This window comes from Pseudoalteromonas sp. KJ63-1 (genome assembly GCF_055808145.1).
This window is the reverse complement of record NZ_CM147855.1, coordinates 2,480,351-2,495,714: the sequence shown is the minus strand read 5'-3', so window position 1 is coordinate 2,495,714 and position 15,364 is coordinate 2,480,351. Positions and strand designations below refer to the sequence as shown.

The 15,364-nt window shown below is 40.5% G+C and carries 10 protein-coding genes; 8 read left to right on the top strand and 2 right to left on the bottom strand.

What is annotated here, in order from left to right; all coding sequences use genetic code 11:
• Window positions 1-13: 13 nt before the first annotated feature.
• Window positions 14-745 carry a pyridoxine 5'-phosphate synthase gene (pdxJ, locus tag AC0L7Q_RS11970; RefSeq protein WP_413400655.1) on the top strand — a complete coding sequence of 244 codons (732 nt, stop codon included), beginning with the start codon at window positions 14-16 and terminating at the stop codon, window positions 743-745.
• A gap of 28 nt (window positions 746-773) precedes the next feature.
• Here pdxJ and barA read toward each other — a convergent pair whose 3' ends face one another.
• On the bottom strand, window positions 774-3,560 hold the full coding sequence (barA, locus tag AC0L7Q_RS11965) for a two-component sensor histidine kinase BarA (protein ID WP_413402870.1): 2,787 nt from the start codon (window positions 3,558-3,560) through the stop codon (window positions 774-776).
• A 102-nt stretch (window positions 3,561-3,662) separates the two neighbouring features.
• Here barA and rlmD point away from each other — a divergent pair, with 102 nt between their 5' ends.
• From rlmD to eno, 5 genes are all read left to right on the top strand, one after another.
• Window positions 3,663-4,988 carry a 23S rRNA (uracil(1939)-C(5))-methyltransferase RlmD gene (gene rlmD, locus AC0L7Q_RS11960; protein ID WP_413400654.1) on the top strand — a complete coding sequence of 442 codons (1,326 nt, stop codon included), beginning with the start codon at window positions 3,663-3,665 and terminating at the stop codon, window positions 4,986-4,988.
• A gap of 8 nt (window positions 4,989-4,996) precedes the next feature.
• Window positions 4,997-7,153, top strand: coding sequence for a GTP diphosphokinase (gene relA, locus AC0L7Q_RS11955; protein ID WP_138608148.1), 2,157 nt, complete (start codon window positions 4,997-4,999; stop codon window positions 7,151-7,153).
• Window positions 7,134-7,958 (top strand): nucleoside triphosphate pyrophosphohydrolase, encoded by an 825-nt coding sequence (gene mazG / locus AC0L7Q_RS11950; protein WP_409423702.1) that lies wholly within the window; start codon window positions 7,134-7,136, stop codon window positions 7,956-7,958. The genes relA and mazG overlap by 20 nt, the downstream gene beginning before the upstream one ends.
• 157 nt (window positions 7,959-8,115) lie before the next feature.
• Window positions 8,116-9,750, top strand: a complete 1,635-nt coding sequence (locus tag AC0L7Q_RS11945) for a CTP synthase (RefSeq protein ID WP_138608144.1) — start codon at window positions 8,116-8,118, stop codon at window positions 9,748-9,750.
• A gap of 100 nt (window positions 9,751-9,850) precedes the next feature.
• The gene (eno, locus tag AC0L7Q_RS11940; protein WP_413400653.1) at window positions 9,851-11,149 is read left to right on the top strand and encodes a phosphopyruvate hydratase; all 1,299 of its coding nucleotides are present in this window, start codon (window positions 9,851-9,853) and stop codon (window positions 11,147-11,149) included.
• Window positions 11,150-11,342: 193 nt separating this feature from the next.
• Here eno and mutH read toward each other — a convergent pair whose 3' ends face one another.
• Entirely contained in the window at window positions 11,343-12,014 is a 672-nt protein-coding gene (gene mutH / locus AC0L7Q_RS11935) for a DNA mismatch repair endonuclease MutH (RefSeq protein ID WP_413400652.1), read from the bottom strand.
• Window positions 12,015-12,533: 519 nt separating this feature from the next.
• Between mutH and rppH the strand changes: the two genes are divergently transcribed.
• Together rppH and ptsP are read left to right on the top strand one after the other, a co-directional pair.
• Window positions 12,534-13,052 carry an RNA pyrophosphohydrolase gene (gene rppH, locus AC0L7Q_RS11930; RefSeq protein ID WP_008111786.1) on the top strand — a complete coding sequence of 173 codons (519 nt, stop codon included), beginning with the start codon at window positions 12,534-12,536 and terminating at the stop codon, window positions 13,050-13,052.
• A gap of 23 nt (window positions 13,053-13,075) precedes the next feature.
• Window positions 13,076-15,340, top strand: a complete 2,265-nt coding sequence (ptsP, locus tag AC0L7Q_RS11925; RefSeq protein ID WP_178956443.1) for a phosphoenolpyruvate--protein phosphotransferase — start codon at window positions 13,076-13,078, stop codon at window positions 15,338-15,340.
• Window positions 15,341-15,364 lie beyond the last annotated feature (24 nt).

The following is a 15,364-nucleotide window of genomic DNA, read 5'->3' as shown; positions in this document are numbered from 1 at the left end:
CACAGGTACAAACATGAAAGATATTCTTCTAGGCGTGAACGTAGATCATATTGCAACGCTTCGCCAAGCTCGAGGTACTTCTTACCCTGATCCAGCCCACGCTGCCAGTGTAGCAGAACATGCCGGTGCAGATGGCATTACGATTCATTTACGCGAAGACCGCAGACATATTCAAGACCGCGATGTGTATGTGATGGCTAAAACCATTCAAACACGCATGAACCTTGAAACCGCAGTAACCGATGAAATGATTGCGATTGCACTTGAGGTTAAACCTGAATATGTATGCTTAGTACCTGAAAAACGTGAAGAGCTTACTACCGAAGGCGGCTTAGATGTAGCGGGTAATATTGATAAAATAGCCGCAGCGACTAAAACTCTAACGCAAGCTGGTATTAAAGTGTCATTGTTTATAGATGCCGATAAAGCGCAGTTAGATGCGGCAAAAGCCTGTGGCGCGCCTTATGTTGAAATTCATACCGGAGCCTATGCCGATGCTATCAACGATGAAGATACAGCAAAAGAGCTTGAACACATCCGCCAAGGCGTTAAGTATGCAGCGAGTATTGGCTTAATTGTTAATGCCGGCCATGGTTTGCACTACCACAACGTGAAGCCAATTGCAGCGATGCCAGAGATTTACGAGCTTAATATTGGTCACGCTATTATTGCCCGTGCAGCGATTGATGGTTTAGATAAAGCAGTGCGTGATATGAAACGCTTAATGCTTGAAGCCCGCGCTTAGAATCATAAATAACAATAGACAAGACGAGCTATAGCTCGTCTTTTTTATTGTTGTTATCAATGTTGGCATCAACAAGTAAGTTTTCCAGCTCGTCTTGAAGTTCAAACAATTCGGGCTCTATATTATCAAGTACGCACTCATTTTTAAGTGATGTTTCGATCGTTTCAGCCAATGTTTTTAATTTTGGTACACCAGTATAGCAACACGCTCCATGAAATTTGTGGATCACGCTGAGTACTTGAGGGCAGTCATTGCTGACTATTGCTTGATTTAATAAGTTTAGGGTTTCGGGCACGCTTAATAACAACATGTTAAGCATTTCATTGGCTAATTCAGGCTTACCGCCAGCACGTTGCAGCGCCAACGTCCAATCAAGTCGAGTGCTATTAAAAGGCGCTGTGCTATGTTCAAATGTGCTTTTTGACTTATCACGGCTTACAGGTAATTGCGGGCTATGATCGCAAATAACTTGATTGAGCATATCTTCGTCAATTGGCTTGGTTAAATAGCCTTCAAAACCATCTTTTAATAATTGTTCTTTTTCACTATTAAGTGCATGCGCAGTTACGGCAATAATAGGTGTATCTTCATTTAAAGATGACTCTTTAATGAGTTTACAGGCTGTAATGCCATCCATTATCGGCATTTGAATATCCATAAAAATCACATCATATTTATGACTTTTACTTAGGCTATAAGCTTGTGAACCATTATGGGCAGTATCAATCAATTCCACCTGTTCGTTTAGTAGGGTGTAAATTAATTTTAAATTAGCGTCGTTATCATCTACCACTAATACTTTTAATGGCAGTAGAGTTTGTTCATGCTGGTCTATGTTATGCGTCGGGTGATCAAGTCGATATGGTGCGGCTAATAACTCACATAATTTACGATGGTTGAGCGGTTTACTTAAACAGGCATCTGCACCGCTGCCTATAAAAGCTTCACGCATATTGTGCGATACAGTATTAAGCATTAAATATAAATAATCGGTTGATTCTCTAACCGCTTTTACATAGCTTTTTAAGCGCTGCATATCATCAACCGATGCCATGTGACCAATAAGGCATATATCAAAATTAATCTCTGATTTCTCGATACACTCTAAAAATTCACTTTCGCTATGACATCGAGTGACGCTAATTTTCCACTCTTGTAATAATGAAACAACGGCATGATGAGTATGCTTATGTGGCTCTAGGTAAAGCACACGTTTACCAATTAATGATTGGGTAGGCAAATCGTTGATAAATACATGATTTGGTAATCTAAATACGCCATTAAAGGTAAAGCATGTGCCACTGCCTGGAGCTGAATTTAAAGTAATACGGCCATTCATTGCTTCAACAATATGTTTAGTAATAATAAGTCCTAAGCCAGTGCCACCAAATTTACGGGTAATACTAGAGTCGGCTTGGCCAAAGGCGGTAAATAACGCGTCTTGTTTATCGGCAGGAATACCCACCCCGGTGTCAGCAACCGACACTAAAATGGAAGTTTGCTCCTCATCTAATAAACGATGGCTAATATCGACTTTAATAGCGCCTTTTTCAGTAAATTTTATCGCGTTACTTAACAAGTTAATAAGCACTTGTTTAAATCGAGTGGGGTCGCCGGTTAAGTGATCGGGCACCTGAGGATTTATATAAATAGAAAGCTCAAGTTGTTTGTCGTGAGCGCTAGGTGCCAGTAATGTCATCACTTCGTTTACGCTATCGCGTAATTGAAATTGAATTGATTCAAGCTCCATAGCACCCGCTTCTAATTTGGAGAAGTCTAATATATCGCTAATAATGGTCAGTAAGCTGTTTGCTGAAAGCTCAATGGTATCAAGGTAATCTTTTTGGTTTTTATTTAGCGGTGTTTTATAAAGCTGGCGAGTAAAGCCAATAACCCCATTAAGTGGTGTGCGCAATTCATGACTCATTTTTGCTAAAAAGTCAGACTTAACGCGGTTAGCATCTTGGGCTTCTTTTTTAGCCATAGTGAGCTGTATATTTTGTGTCTCGTATTGCTCAAGCGTTTCGCGGTAATCACTAGTTGCTTGATCAATATTTTTTTGCATTTCGTCTTTTTGCATCACCATAGAGTGGGATATGGTATTGAGTCCTTCACGCAATAGTTCAAACTCACCATTCATGGGCTCAGTTAAGCCTGTTTGTCTTTTACCTTCAATCAACCTGTCGGTAGCAAGTACTAACTTATTTAGCGGTGTCATAAACATACGGCTAAGTTTTAGTGCTAAAATAGCAGCTAATACTAAGGCGAGAATAATAATAATACCGCTGACTAATAATGCGCGTTGCTGGCCAATAACAGCTTTGTCGCGATTAAGTTGGATCACCACGGTACCTAATGTGGTCTGAAACTCAGAAGTATTCCAGTCGCTATTGGGTGTTGTATGGTTAATGATAGGGGTAAAAAAAGTCACTAACTCTTCAGTTTGCTGAACATGTGTGGCTTTAAAACTGTCAATTTGCGTTTGCTCAATTAAGGTATCGAACGAGCGATGATAATTACTGGTTATAATAAGTTGGTTGTTATCATTAAAAATAGCAATTGATTTAACCGCTGGTGAGTGTTTGTTATGTGTATAACGAATAACACGGTTAAGTAGTTTTTTATTTTTTTCCAGTAAAGGTTGTTCAAGAGCAATCGCTAAAGGCTCAGAAATCGTTGTGCCTTGTTGATATAAAATTTCATCAAGCTCAATGTAACGATTTATTGTAAAATAACCACCTAGTAAAAGCCCAATGATCACTGTGGGGATCAGGGTGAGTGTTAAAACAGAATCGCGCAAGCCTAGTTTGGTCATAATCTGAGCATTATTATCATTTTTATTAAATGTGAGTATATACATACTCATAGCTATTCTCAAAGTAGAGACGTAATTCATCAACCTTTAAGGTAATGCCTCATGGCACAAATATTTAAAGCAAAGAAAAAACCACTACAACAGCAATCGCTTGAACTCGATATTACAGCAATGGATCACCATGGCCGTGGTATTGCTAAGTACAATAATAAAGTGTGTTTTGTCAGTGGAGCATTACCTGGTGAGCGAGTAAAAGCCAAATTAGTTGATGATAAAGCACGTTACAGCCAAGCTGATACGCTTAAAATAATTAAAGCCAGTGAATATCGCACAGTTCCTATTTGCGAGCATTACAGCCAGTGTGGTGGTTGCCAGCTACAGCATTTAGATGCCACACAGCAGGTAATTGAAAAGCAAGCAGCGGTGAATCAATTATTTGCCAAGTTTGCAAAATTAACCGATTTAAACTGGCAAGCTCCGCTGCTAAGCCAAGCAACTCATTATCGACGCAGTGCTCGGATTGCTGTTATGTTCGACAAGACTGCAAAAAAAATGCGGGTAGGCTACAGAGCAAATGCTTCTAAAAGTATTGTTAGTATTAATCAGTGCCCAGTATTAAGTGACTCATTTGCCGAGGTATTTAATGTATTTGATAAAGTCATTAATCAACACAAGGCGCTGCACAGCATTAGTCATTTACAGTTATGTGCCGCTGATGAACAATATTTTATTGTTATTCGCCATACCAAAGCGATTTCACCCCATGATAAGGCGTTTGTTGAGCAAAGTGTGGCAGCTCATAATTGGCAATTAGTGTGGCAAAGTGACAGTGATACCATTGATCATTCACATTTAGCTATGCCATTTTATAAACTTGAGCAGTTAAATATAACGTTTGAATTTGGGCTCAGTAACTTTATTCAGGTTAACGCGAGTGTAAATCAAGCAATGCTGCCTCAAGCTGCAAACTGGTTAGCACTTCAAGGTGATGAAAATGTTCTGGATTTATTTTGTGGTATTGGTAACTTCTCTTTAGTGCTAGCCAAACAAGCTAAAACAGTAACAGGAATTGAGGGTGTGAGTTCAGCGGTTGCATTAGCAACACAAAATGCGCACACTAACTCTATTACTAATACCCAGTTTCATTGTTTTGATTTAACCACGAGCATTAAAAAAGCGCCGTGGTTTAATAAAGAATTAGATGTTTTAGTGCTTGACCCTTCACGCACTGGTGCGATGGCAGTTTTAGAGCAGCTTCCATTAACGCAGTTTAAAGCGATTTTATACGTTTCTTGCGACCCTGTTACTTTAGCCCGTGACAGCGCTATTATTTCGCAAGCCGGCTTTGAGCTGAATAAAATAGGGCTAATGAATATGTTTCCTCACACGGGGCATATCGAAACTATGGCGTTATTTCAACGGAGGTAAAGCGCATTATGGTAGCGACACGTCAATCTCATCAACATGACAAAGCGGGTGACTTTTTTTCGCGCGTAGAATCTCTTGATTTGTCTCAGGAAAAAATTAGCTTACTCAATAAAGCGCAGCAGCTTTGCCAAACGTGCGATAACAGCGAGCGACAAAATACCGCTATAGAAATGGTAGAGATTTTAGTAGAGCTAAATTTAGATGCAGACTCTTTAGCCACTGCTTATTTAACCCCTTATTATTTAAATGATGTAGTGAGCATAGATGCAGTAGAAGAGCATTTAGGCAATCATGTTGCAGTGCTGCTTACAGGTGTGTCACAAATGGCCACCATAAGCACCTTAGCTCACCAAGGCAACGGCACTGTGCAGGTCGATAATATTCGCCGGATGCTGCTTGCTATGGTGGAAGATGTGCGCGCTGTGGTGATTAAATTAGCCGAACAGGTTTGCCATTTACGCAACGTCAAAGATGCCGCTGAAGAAGAGCGAGTAGTTGCCGCCAAAGAAACTGCTGATATATTTGCACCGCTTGCGAATCGTCTTGGTATTGGTCAATTAAAATGGGAACTAGAGGATTTAGCTTTTCGTTATTTGCATCCCGATATTTATAAAAACATTGCTAAGCAACTCGATGATAAGCGCCTTGCCCGTGAAGCATATATGGTTGATATGGTTGAGCAGGTCAAACAACGCCTCCATGAAGCGGGTATTAAAGCTGAGGTGTACGGCAGGCCAAAACATATCTACAGCATTTATAAAAAAATGGCGAAAAAGAACTACGAGTTTGATCAGCTATTTGATATACGCGCTATGCGAATTGTGGTTGAACGATTGCAAGATTGCTACGGCGCCCTAGGCATAGTGCATACTAATTGGCGTCATTTAAATAAAGAGTTTGACGACTACGTTGCGACCCCAAAACAAAATGGCTATCAGTCTATTCATACGGTGGTATTTGGCCCTGAGGGTAAAACCGTTGAAATTCAAATACGAACGCACGACATGCATCAAGATGCTGAGTTAGGTGTCGCCGCGCATTGGATGTACAAAGAAGGGGCATTACCAGGGCGTGGTTCAGGCTATGAGCAAAAAATTAGCTGGTTGCGTAAGTTACTGCAATGGCAAGAAGAAGTGGTCGATGGCAGCGATTTAGCACAAGAGCTTAAAAACCAAGTGGTTGAAGATCGTGTGTATGTGTTTACCCCTCGAGGCGATATTTTTGACTTACCACTAGGAGCAACGCCTCTTGATTTTGCTTACTACATTCACTCCAATGTAGGGCATCGATGTATTGGCGCAAAAATATTTGGCAAAATAGTGCCATTTACTCATCAGTTAAGCACTGGTGACCAAGTTGAAATACTAACCCAAAAGCAGCCAAACCCAAGTCGTGATTGGTTAAATCCATCGTTAGGTTACATTAAATCGTCTCGCGCTAGAGCCAAAATTCACCATTGGTTTAAACAGCTCGACCGCGATAAAAATTTAAGTGCGGGTAAAGAGATTCTTGATAGTGAGTTACAAAAATTAGAGCTAACTTATAAAGATTTAGATCCCGCTATAAAGCGTTTTAATTTTAGAGAACTTGATGACTTAATGGTCGCCATTGGCGCAGGCGATATTCGTCTTAACCAAATGCTTAACTTTATTACCGACAGAACAGAGCATGAGCCGGTAATTCGTTTCAAATCGCCTAGTAAAGTGACTGGTGATAAAAACGGTATTGTAGTGGATGGGGTCGGCAGTTTAATGAGCCATGTTGCGCGTTGTTGTCGCCCAGTACCTGGTGATGAAATCATTGGTTATATTACTCAAGGACGCGGTATTGCGGTGCACCGAGAGGATTGTGATTCGTTTAGTAATTTAAAAAACAAGCACCCCGAGCGTGTTATTTCAGTGAGTTGGTCAGATGATATTAGTAGCTCTTACGCCTTAACTATTCGTATTGAAGCCAGTGATCGTTCTGGCTTAATTCGTGACATCAGTTCTGCACTTGCCAATGAAAAAGTTAATGTGCTCAATATGAACGTAAACACGGTTGATAGCACTCAAACTGCTATTTTTGTGATGCAAATTGAAGTGCATGACTTGCAGGGCACAAACAAAGTGCTGTCTAAGTTACATCAGATCGAAGGGGTACACAGTGCAAAACGAGGGCAGTAATCAGGCTAACAATGAGGCTTTAAGCCAACTGCTGGAAATAATGCAAACACTGAGAAACCCTGAGGGCGGATGCCCTTGGGATCTCAAGCAAACGTTTGCGTCAATCGTACCTCACACTCTTGAAGAAGCCTATGAAGTGGCTGATTGTATTGAGCGCGACGATTTAAGTGAACTTAAAGGTGAACTAGGTGATCTGTTATTTCAAATCGTGTTTTATGCGCAACTAGCGCAAGAGCAGCAATTATTTAACTTTAATGATGTGGTGGCTCAGTTAAATGAGAAGCTAGTGCGCCGTCATCCGCATGTATTTTCATCGCAAGACACACCCACAACTGATGCCGAATTAGCCGCGCAATGGCAAGCAATAAAAGCACAAGAGCGTGCTACTAGAGCCCAAGATGAAAGCTCAATACTTTGGCAAGATATACCAAACAGTTTACCTAGCTTAACAAAAGCTAAAAAAATTCAACAACGTGTAGCCGCTTTAGGCTTTGATTGGCCTACTTATCATGGCGCTATAGATAAAGTGAGTGAAGAGGTTGAGGAAGTGAAAGAAGCCTTAGCTCATAACCCGTACTCAGCGCATACAGCAGAAGAGCTAGGTGATTTGTTGTTCGCGACCGTGAATGTAGCACGTCATGTTAAACGTGATCCAGAGCAATTGCTTCGTAGTGCCAACGATAAGTTTTCTGCACGATTTGAAAAGGTGCAAAATTACTTAATTGCCCAGGGTAAATGTATTGAGTCAGCGTCTTTAGAGGAAATGGATGCGGCATGGGATGCAATAAAAAAATTAAATAAATAGGGACATAAAAAATGTCTGTTTTTTGTGCACAGATTTGCTATTTATAGCTGGATTGCTTAGCTATGTTTTGGTACAATTTCGCCCCGTCTTGTTTATATTCCAAAATCACTTGTTTGGGTATTATATTCCTTTTAATTCCTGATATTCTAGGGTTCGCATGAGTACAAAATTTATCTTCGTTACTGGCGGAGTTGTTTCTTCGTTGGGTAAAGGTATTGCAGCAGCATCATTGGCCGCTATTTTAGAAGCCCGTGGCTTAGATGTTACCATTCTAAAGCTGGATCCTTACATCAACGTTGACCCAGGCACAATGAGCCCAATTCAACACGGTGAAGTATACGTTACCGAAGACGGCGCAGAAACGGACCTTGATTTAGGTCACTACGAACGTTTTATTCGCACCAAAATGACCAGCCGTAATAACTTTACGCAGGGGCGCGTATATGAAGATGTACTACGTCGTGAAAGACGTGGTGAATATCTTGGCGCAACTATTCAGGTTATTCCTCATATTACCAATGACATTAAGCAACGTGTTTATGATGGCGCAGAAGGCCATGATATAGCAATCGTTGAAATTGGTGGTACGGTAGGCGATATTGAATCACAACCATTTATCGAAGCAATTCGTCAAATGGGTACAGAAATTGGTCGTGAACGCGCACTTTTCATTCACTTAACCTTAGTGCCATTCTTAGGCCCTGCCGGTGAAGTGAAAACAAAACCAACTCAGCACTCAGTTAAAGAGTTACGCTCGGTAGGTATTCAACCAGATATTCTTATTTGTCGCTCAGACCGTAAATTGCCAAATAATGAGCGTGCAAAAATTGCATTGTTCACAAACGTTGAAGAAAAAGCCGTTATTTCACTACCTGACGTAGACAGTATTTATAAAATTCCTGCGCTATTAAAATCGCAAGAGTTAGATAACTTTGTATGTCGTCGTTTTCATTTAGACGCGCCTGAAGCGGATTTAGCTGAGTGGGAACAAGTATTATACCAAGAGTCTAACCCAACAGGTGAAGTGACGATTGGTATGGTAGGTAAGTATATTGAATTACCAGATGCATACAAATCAGTAAACGAAGCATTAAAACATGCAGGACTGAAAAATCGTTTAACCATTAATATTCAGTATGTTGATTCACAAGACATAGAAACCAAAGGAACTGATGTACTTTCTCGTTTAGATGCTATTTTAGTACCGGGCGGTTTTGGTGGTCGTGGTGTTGAAGGTAAGATCTTAGCGGCTAAATATGCCCGTGAAAACAAAGTGCCTTACTTAGGTATTTGTTTAGGTATGCAGGTTGCGCTTATTGAATACGCACGAAATGTTGCTGGTTTAGTTGATGCAAACTCAACTGAATTTAACGCAAATTCAGAGTCACCAGTGGTTGGTTTAATTACCGAGTGGTTAGATGCTGAAGGTAATGTTGAACTACGTGACGAAAAGTCTGATTTAGGTGGCACTATGCGTTTAGGCGCACAAAAATGTCATTTAACACCTGGCTCTAAGGTACATGGCGTGTATGGCAGCGACGAGATTGTTGAACGTCATCGTCACCGTTATGAAGTTAACAACAACTTTGTAGCACAGCTTGAGCAAGCTGGTTTGAGCTTTACAGGTTTATCTGAAGATAAAAAACTAGTAGAGATTATTGAGAATAAAGATCACCCTTGGTTTATTGCAGCGCAATTCCACCCGGAATTCACTTCAACACCACGTGATGGTCACCCGCTATTTGAAGGGTTTGTAGCTGCGGCTCATACCTACCAAAAAGCGTCTTCGTAATTTAAAAAGGCTGTGCATGATGCGCGGCCTTTTTTGTTTCTAAGGCTAGCCAAACTCAGGTTAGCCGCACTCACCATTTTGGGAATATAGAGGAATCAAGATGTCAGAAATCGTAAAAGTAATCGGTCGTGAAATTATGGACTCGCGTGGTAACCCAACTGTTGAAGCTGAAGTATATTTAGCTGATGGTTCGTGGGGCCGTGCTGCTGCACCTTCAGGCGCATCTACAGGAACTCGCGAAGCATTAGAATTACGTGATGGTGACAAGGCGCGTTACTTAGGTAAAGGCGTATTAAAAGCGGTTGGCTTTATTAATAACGAAATTGCAGAAGCACTAAAAGGTCAAAATGCACTTACTCAAAGTGATGTAGACCAAGTAATGCTTGATTTAGATGGTACTGAAAACAAAGAAAAACTAGGTGCTAATGCTATTTTAGCGGTTTCACTTGCCAACGCTAAAGCGGCAGCACAATCTAAAAAAGTAGAGCTTTACGAGCACATTGCGGACATAAATGGCACGCCAGGTGTTTACTCTATGCCATTACCAATGATGAACATCATCAATGGCGGTGAGCATGCTGATAACTCAGTAGATATTCAAGAATTTATGGTTCAGCCTGTGGGTGCTACTAACTTCCGTGAAGCATTGCGTATGGGTGCTGAAGTATTTCATAGCCTAGCTAAAGTACTTAAAGCGGATGGCCATTCAACAGCTGTAGGTGACGAAGGTGGTTTTGCACCAAACCTTTCATCAAACGAAGCTGCGCTTGCAGCCATTAAAGTAGCAGTTGCAAATGCCGGTTATGAGCTTGGTAAAGATATTACCCTTGCACTTGATTGTGCGGCCTCTGAGTTTTATAACAAAGAAGCAAATATCTATGACCTTAAAGGTGAAGGTAAGCAATTTACATCTGAAGAGTTTAACCACTTCTTAAAAGATTTAACTGAGCAATACCCAATTGTATCAATCGAAGATGGCTTAGATGAGTCTGATTGGGATGGCTTTGCACACCAAACTAAACTAATGGGCGATAAAGTTCAATTAGTGGGTGATGACTTATTCGTAACCAATACTAAGATTTTAAAACGCGGTATTGATAACGGTATTGCTAATTCAATCTTAATTAAATTTAACCAAATTGGTTCACTAACAGAGACGTTAGCAGCAATCAAAATGGCAAAAGATGCAGGTTTTACAGTGGTTATTTCTCACCGTTCAGGTGAAACTGAAGATGCAACCATTGCTGATTTAGCGGTAGGTACTGCTGCAGGTCAAATTAAAACGGGTTCATTGAGCCGTTCTGATCGTGTTGCTAAGTACAACCAATTGCTTCGTATTGAAGAGCAATTAGGCGCTAAAGCACCTTACAATGGTTTAAAAGAAGTTAAAGGTCAGTAATTCTCTAATCAGAATCTGATATTTAAGATTATAAAAATCCTCGCTTATGCGGGGATTTTTGTAAAAAATAGCAAAAAAGAGACAAAGGAACGGGCTACGAGCATCGAGCAAAGGACGTTAAGCTTGCAGTGCAAATGTCTAGGTTGAACAAGTAAGAAAGTAGACTCGCCGAACGTTAGTTACTTTTCATCAATTAAAGCTGAAATTGCTGCTTTAAAATCTCGCCGGTAAAACTGGTCTTTAAGTAAAAACCACGAGGCAAGGTTTTAATTATTTTCCCATTTGGGCCTATGGCATCGGTAACAATATGGCTATTCGCTGCTTTTGGGCGTATTTGCATTACATCCCCTAAATGTCCTGATATCTCGTCAACTCTACCAAGGGCTATAAGCTCCATTTGTTCTTCCCAGTCTCGCTGCAATTGAGCATCTTGTGCTGCACTAGGTTGCCATAAAAAGCCACTGCCAATGGTTCTATCAAACGGTGCTATATCGCGCTCGCCTAAAATAGGTAGCCATAAAACATGATTTAACTTTTTTCGAACATTACTTGAGTGCCAGGTCATACCGGTTACATTTATTAGCGGGGTTACCGACACAAACGTGGTTTCTAATGGTTTGCCTTTATATGAAATGGGCAGTGTTTTAAGTTCAATGCCTAAATCTTCAAAATCGGGGAGCGGTTTTGAACCAGCCGTAGCCCCCAATACATACTCAATCAGTTGCCCTGTCCAGCCTTTTTCACGTAACAAATCATCAGGTGTTTTAAAATGATACTGCTGCGCCAATTGACCTAGTGTGAGGCCGGCAATCGTATCGACGCGTTGCATTAATTGATTGATTGAATGGGGTTTTAAAGGTTGCATACTGTTATTTTAGTTGAATAAATACCAACGCCATGATAGCAAATTAGCGTGGTAGTGGATATCTTTAGCGGTTGGTTGATTTTTGAACTTGGTGTGGCTGGTGCAATTTTATGCACGGCTTTAAAACTATAGTTTTAGATAAGTAGCTGAACTGTATTGTTTTTTTTGTTTTTAGCGTTCAGTTTTAATTAAGGTCTATAATTGTTGTAAGGATAAATACAGATGTATGAACATGTTTATCCACAGAATCTGTGGAGAACATCACTTTTTCGATCTTGTATTGTGGATTTGTTTGCTAAATGAGCGTGTTTTACAAAAGTTATGCACAAGCTGTGAGTAACCAGCACAAACCGTGTGGTTTTTATGTATTTATTTGCTAGGGTTGTTTGTTATTCGTATCTATCGCTATTAATTTACCCCAAGCGAAGGTGTTAACAAGGCTTGCACGTAATAGTATTTGCCGTATTGCAACTAATGTGGAACAATCATAAAAAATCGACTTACAAATGAGGCACTAAGGTGATTGATGCCGAAGGTTTTCGTGCCAATGTCGGAATTGTGATTTGCAATAATCAGGGGCAGGTGTTTTGGGCCAGACGTTATGGTCAACATTCTTGGCAATTTCCCCAAGGTGGTGTTGATGATGGCGAAACACCAGAACAAACTATGTACCGTGAATTACACGAAGAAGTAGGTTTGCGACCAGAAGATGTAGAAATAGTTGCAAGCTCAAAACATTGGTTACGCTATAAATTACCCAAACGATTAATCCGCCGCGATTCAAGTCCGGTGTGTATTGGGCAAAAACAAAAATGGTTTTTATTGAAACTACGCTGCAAAGATGAAGATGTTAATTTACTAAAAACCCACCATCCTGAATTTGATGATTGGCGGTGGGTGAGTTATTGGTATCCGGTTAGGCAGGTTGTGTCGTTTAAACGGGATGTTTATCGACGTGTTATGAAAGAGTTTGCTCCCTTTGCTATGCCTTTTAATAAGCGAGAGCAACAAAAAGATCACTGGCGGAATAAAAGGTAGTTTTTCATAAAAAGGAGCAGTGTATGCTGGCAACACTCAGAACGATAGCTGAGTCTGTTTCGCAACAAGCGAATTTAGACGACGCGTTAGTGTGCTTTGTGAAAATGGTAAAAGATGCCATGAATACCCAGTGCTGCTCCATTTATTTTGCCGATTATAGTCAAGATAACTTTGTACTGATGGCCTCATCAGGGTTAAACCCTGATGCGGTAGGTAAATTTAGAATTGGCTTTACCGAAGGTTTAGTAGGGCTTGTTGCCCAGCGTGAAGAAGCAATTAATATTGCCTTTGCCAAGTCGCATCCTCGCTTTAAGCTCTCCCCAGAAGTTAACGAAGAAGGCTATAACGCCTTTTTGTCCGTGCCTGTTGTTCACCAAAAAAAAGTGTTAGGTGTTATTGTTGTTCAACAGAAAATGGCGCGGGTATTTTCTCAAGATGAGGAGTCGTTTTTAATTACCCTTTCTGCGCAGTTAGCTTCGCAATTAGCCCACGCTGAAATAAAAGAAGTATTACGCCAAGATGAGTCATCCCATCAAACATCGGTATTAAAAGGGGTTTCTAGCGCGCCAGGTATAAGTATTGGTAAAGCTTTTGTTGTTATTCCTAAACTTAATTTTAAGTCTATAGAACTTACTAAGAATAACGATGTTATTGAACAGCGTCGTTTATTTACACAAGCGGTTGCTGCAACGCGCAAAGAATTTAGCACCTTATCGATGACATTGAGCGACAGCATACCGCAAGAGGCGTTGGCTGTATTTGATGTGTATCAGCAATTATTAGATGCTAAAAGTTTAGGTCATAATGTAGAGGCTCAATTACAAGAAGGGTGGTGTGCAAAAAGTGCATTAAAAATTGTGATTGAACGTTTAGTAGCGCAGTTTAACGAAATGCAAGACCCTTATATTAAAGAGCGTGCGGTTGATGTTAAAGACATTGGTTTACGGGTGCTGCATCATTTAGTGAATACCGAGCATGCAATAAAAGACTACCCTGAAAACACCATTTTAATAGCGCATACATTAACGCCAGCTATGTTAGCTGAGGTACCCAATGAGCGTTTGGCTGGGGTTGTGAGCATTAATGGTTCAGCCAATAGCCATGCCTCTATTTTAACCCGGGCTATGGGCGTGCCGGCGATTTGGGGCATCGAAGATTTACCGCTATTGCAGTTTGATAGCAAAGAAATGATTTTAGATGCTTTTGCTGGGCGTTTATATATTTCACCTTCGCAAATGCTTATTGATGAGTATACGGAATTACAGCACCAAGATAACTTACTCAATAATCGTTTTTTAGAAGAACAAGCATTGCCTTCAATCACGTTAGACGGTGAGCATATTAGTTTATTACTTAATGCAGGGCTTGAGCTTAATACTCAACAAAATAGCGCCCATATTTGTGATGGTGTTGGTCTTTACAGAACCGAAGCATGGTTTATGCAAAAGGGACAGTTTCCTTCGCAGCAAGAACAAGAAAACTGGTATCGAGAAGTACTTAGTAGCTATTACCCTAACCCCGTTGTTATGCGAACGTTAGACATTGGTGGCGACAAAGTTTTAGATTATTTTAATATCACCGAAGAAAATCCATTTTTAGGATGGCGTGGTATTAGAATTAGCTTAGACCATCCCGAGCTTTTTTTAGATCAGCTCAAAGCGATGTTAAAAGCCAATATTGGCTTAGGTAATTTAAAAATAATGTTACCGATGATCAGCGGCACTGATGAAGTTGAAGAATCACTGGCACTATTTAAACAAGCTTATTATGAGTTAAGTGAAGCATTTCCTGAGCAACTTATAGAAAAGCCTGATATTGGCATCATGCTTGAGGTACCTTCAAGTGTATTTATGCTGCCAGAGTGGTCTAAAAAAGTCGATTTTTGCTCAGTAGGTAGTAACGACTTAACTCAGTATTTATTAGCCGTAGACAGAGCAAATGCCCGTGTAGCCGATTTATTTAACCCTTACCACCCCGCGGTATTGCGTGTATTAAATAATATTGCCAGCGAGTGTGAACATTATGAATTGCCCTTTAGCTTATGTGGGGAGCTTGGCGGCGACCCCGAGGGCGCAATATTACTGATTGCTATGGGGTATAGACGTTTAAGCATGAACTTATCGTCGCTAAACAAAGTGAAGTGGGTATTAAGACGCTTAAATGTAAGCGACATGGAACAATTACTGAGCGATTGTTTGGCACAGCCTAACGCTAAACAAGTACTACGGTTAACCCGTAACTTTATGATAGAGCATCAGCTAGGTGATTTATTTTATACACCTAAATGATAGAGCTGTAATTGTTTATATAAT

Bases quoted from the DNA above. Each gene is read 5' to 3' on its own strand.
- relA (WP_138608148.1), top strand. From the start codon at position 4,997: ATGGTAGCGACACGTCAATCTCATCAACATGACAAAGCGGGTGACTTT.
- pdxJ (WP_413400655.1), top strand. From the start codon at position 14: ATGAAAGATATTCTTCTAGGCGTGAACGTAGATCATATTGCAACGCTT.
- eno (WP_413400653.1), top strand. From the start codon at position 9,851: ATGTCAGAAATCGTAAAAGTAATCGGTCGTGAAATTATGGACTCGCGT.
- barA (WP_413402870.1), bottom strand. From the start codon at position 3,560: ATGACCAAACTAGGCTTGCGCGATTCTGTTTTAACACTCACCCTGATC.
- ptsP (WP_178956443.1), top strand. From the start codon at position 13,076: ATGCTGGCAACACTCAGAACGATAGCTGAGTCTGTTTCGCAACAAGCG.
- rlmD (WP_413400654.1), top strand. From the start codon at position 3,663: ATGGCACAAATATTTAAAGCAAAGAAAAAACCACTACAACAGCAATCG.
- AC0L7Q_RS11945 (WP_138608144.1), top strand. From the start codon at position 8,116: ATGAGTACAAAATTTATCTTCGTTACTGGCGGAGTTGTTTCTTCGTTG.
- mutH (WP_413400652.1), bottom strand. From the start codon at position 12,014: ATGCAACCTTTAAAACCCCATTCAATCAATCAATTAATGCAACGCGTC.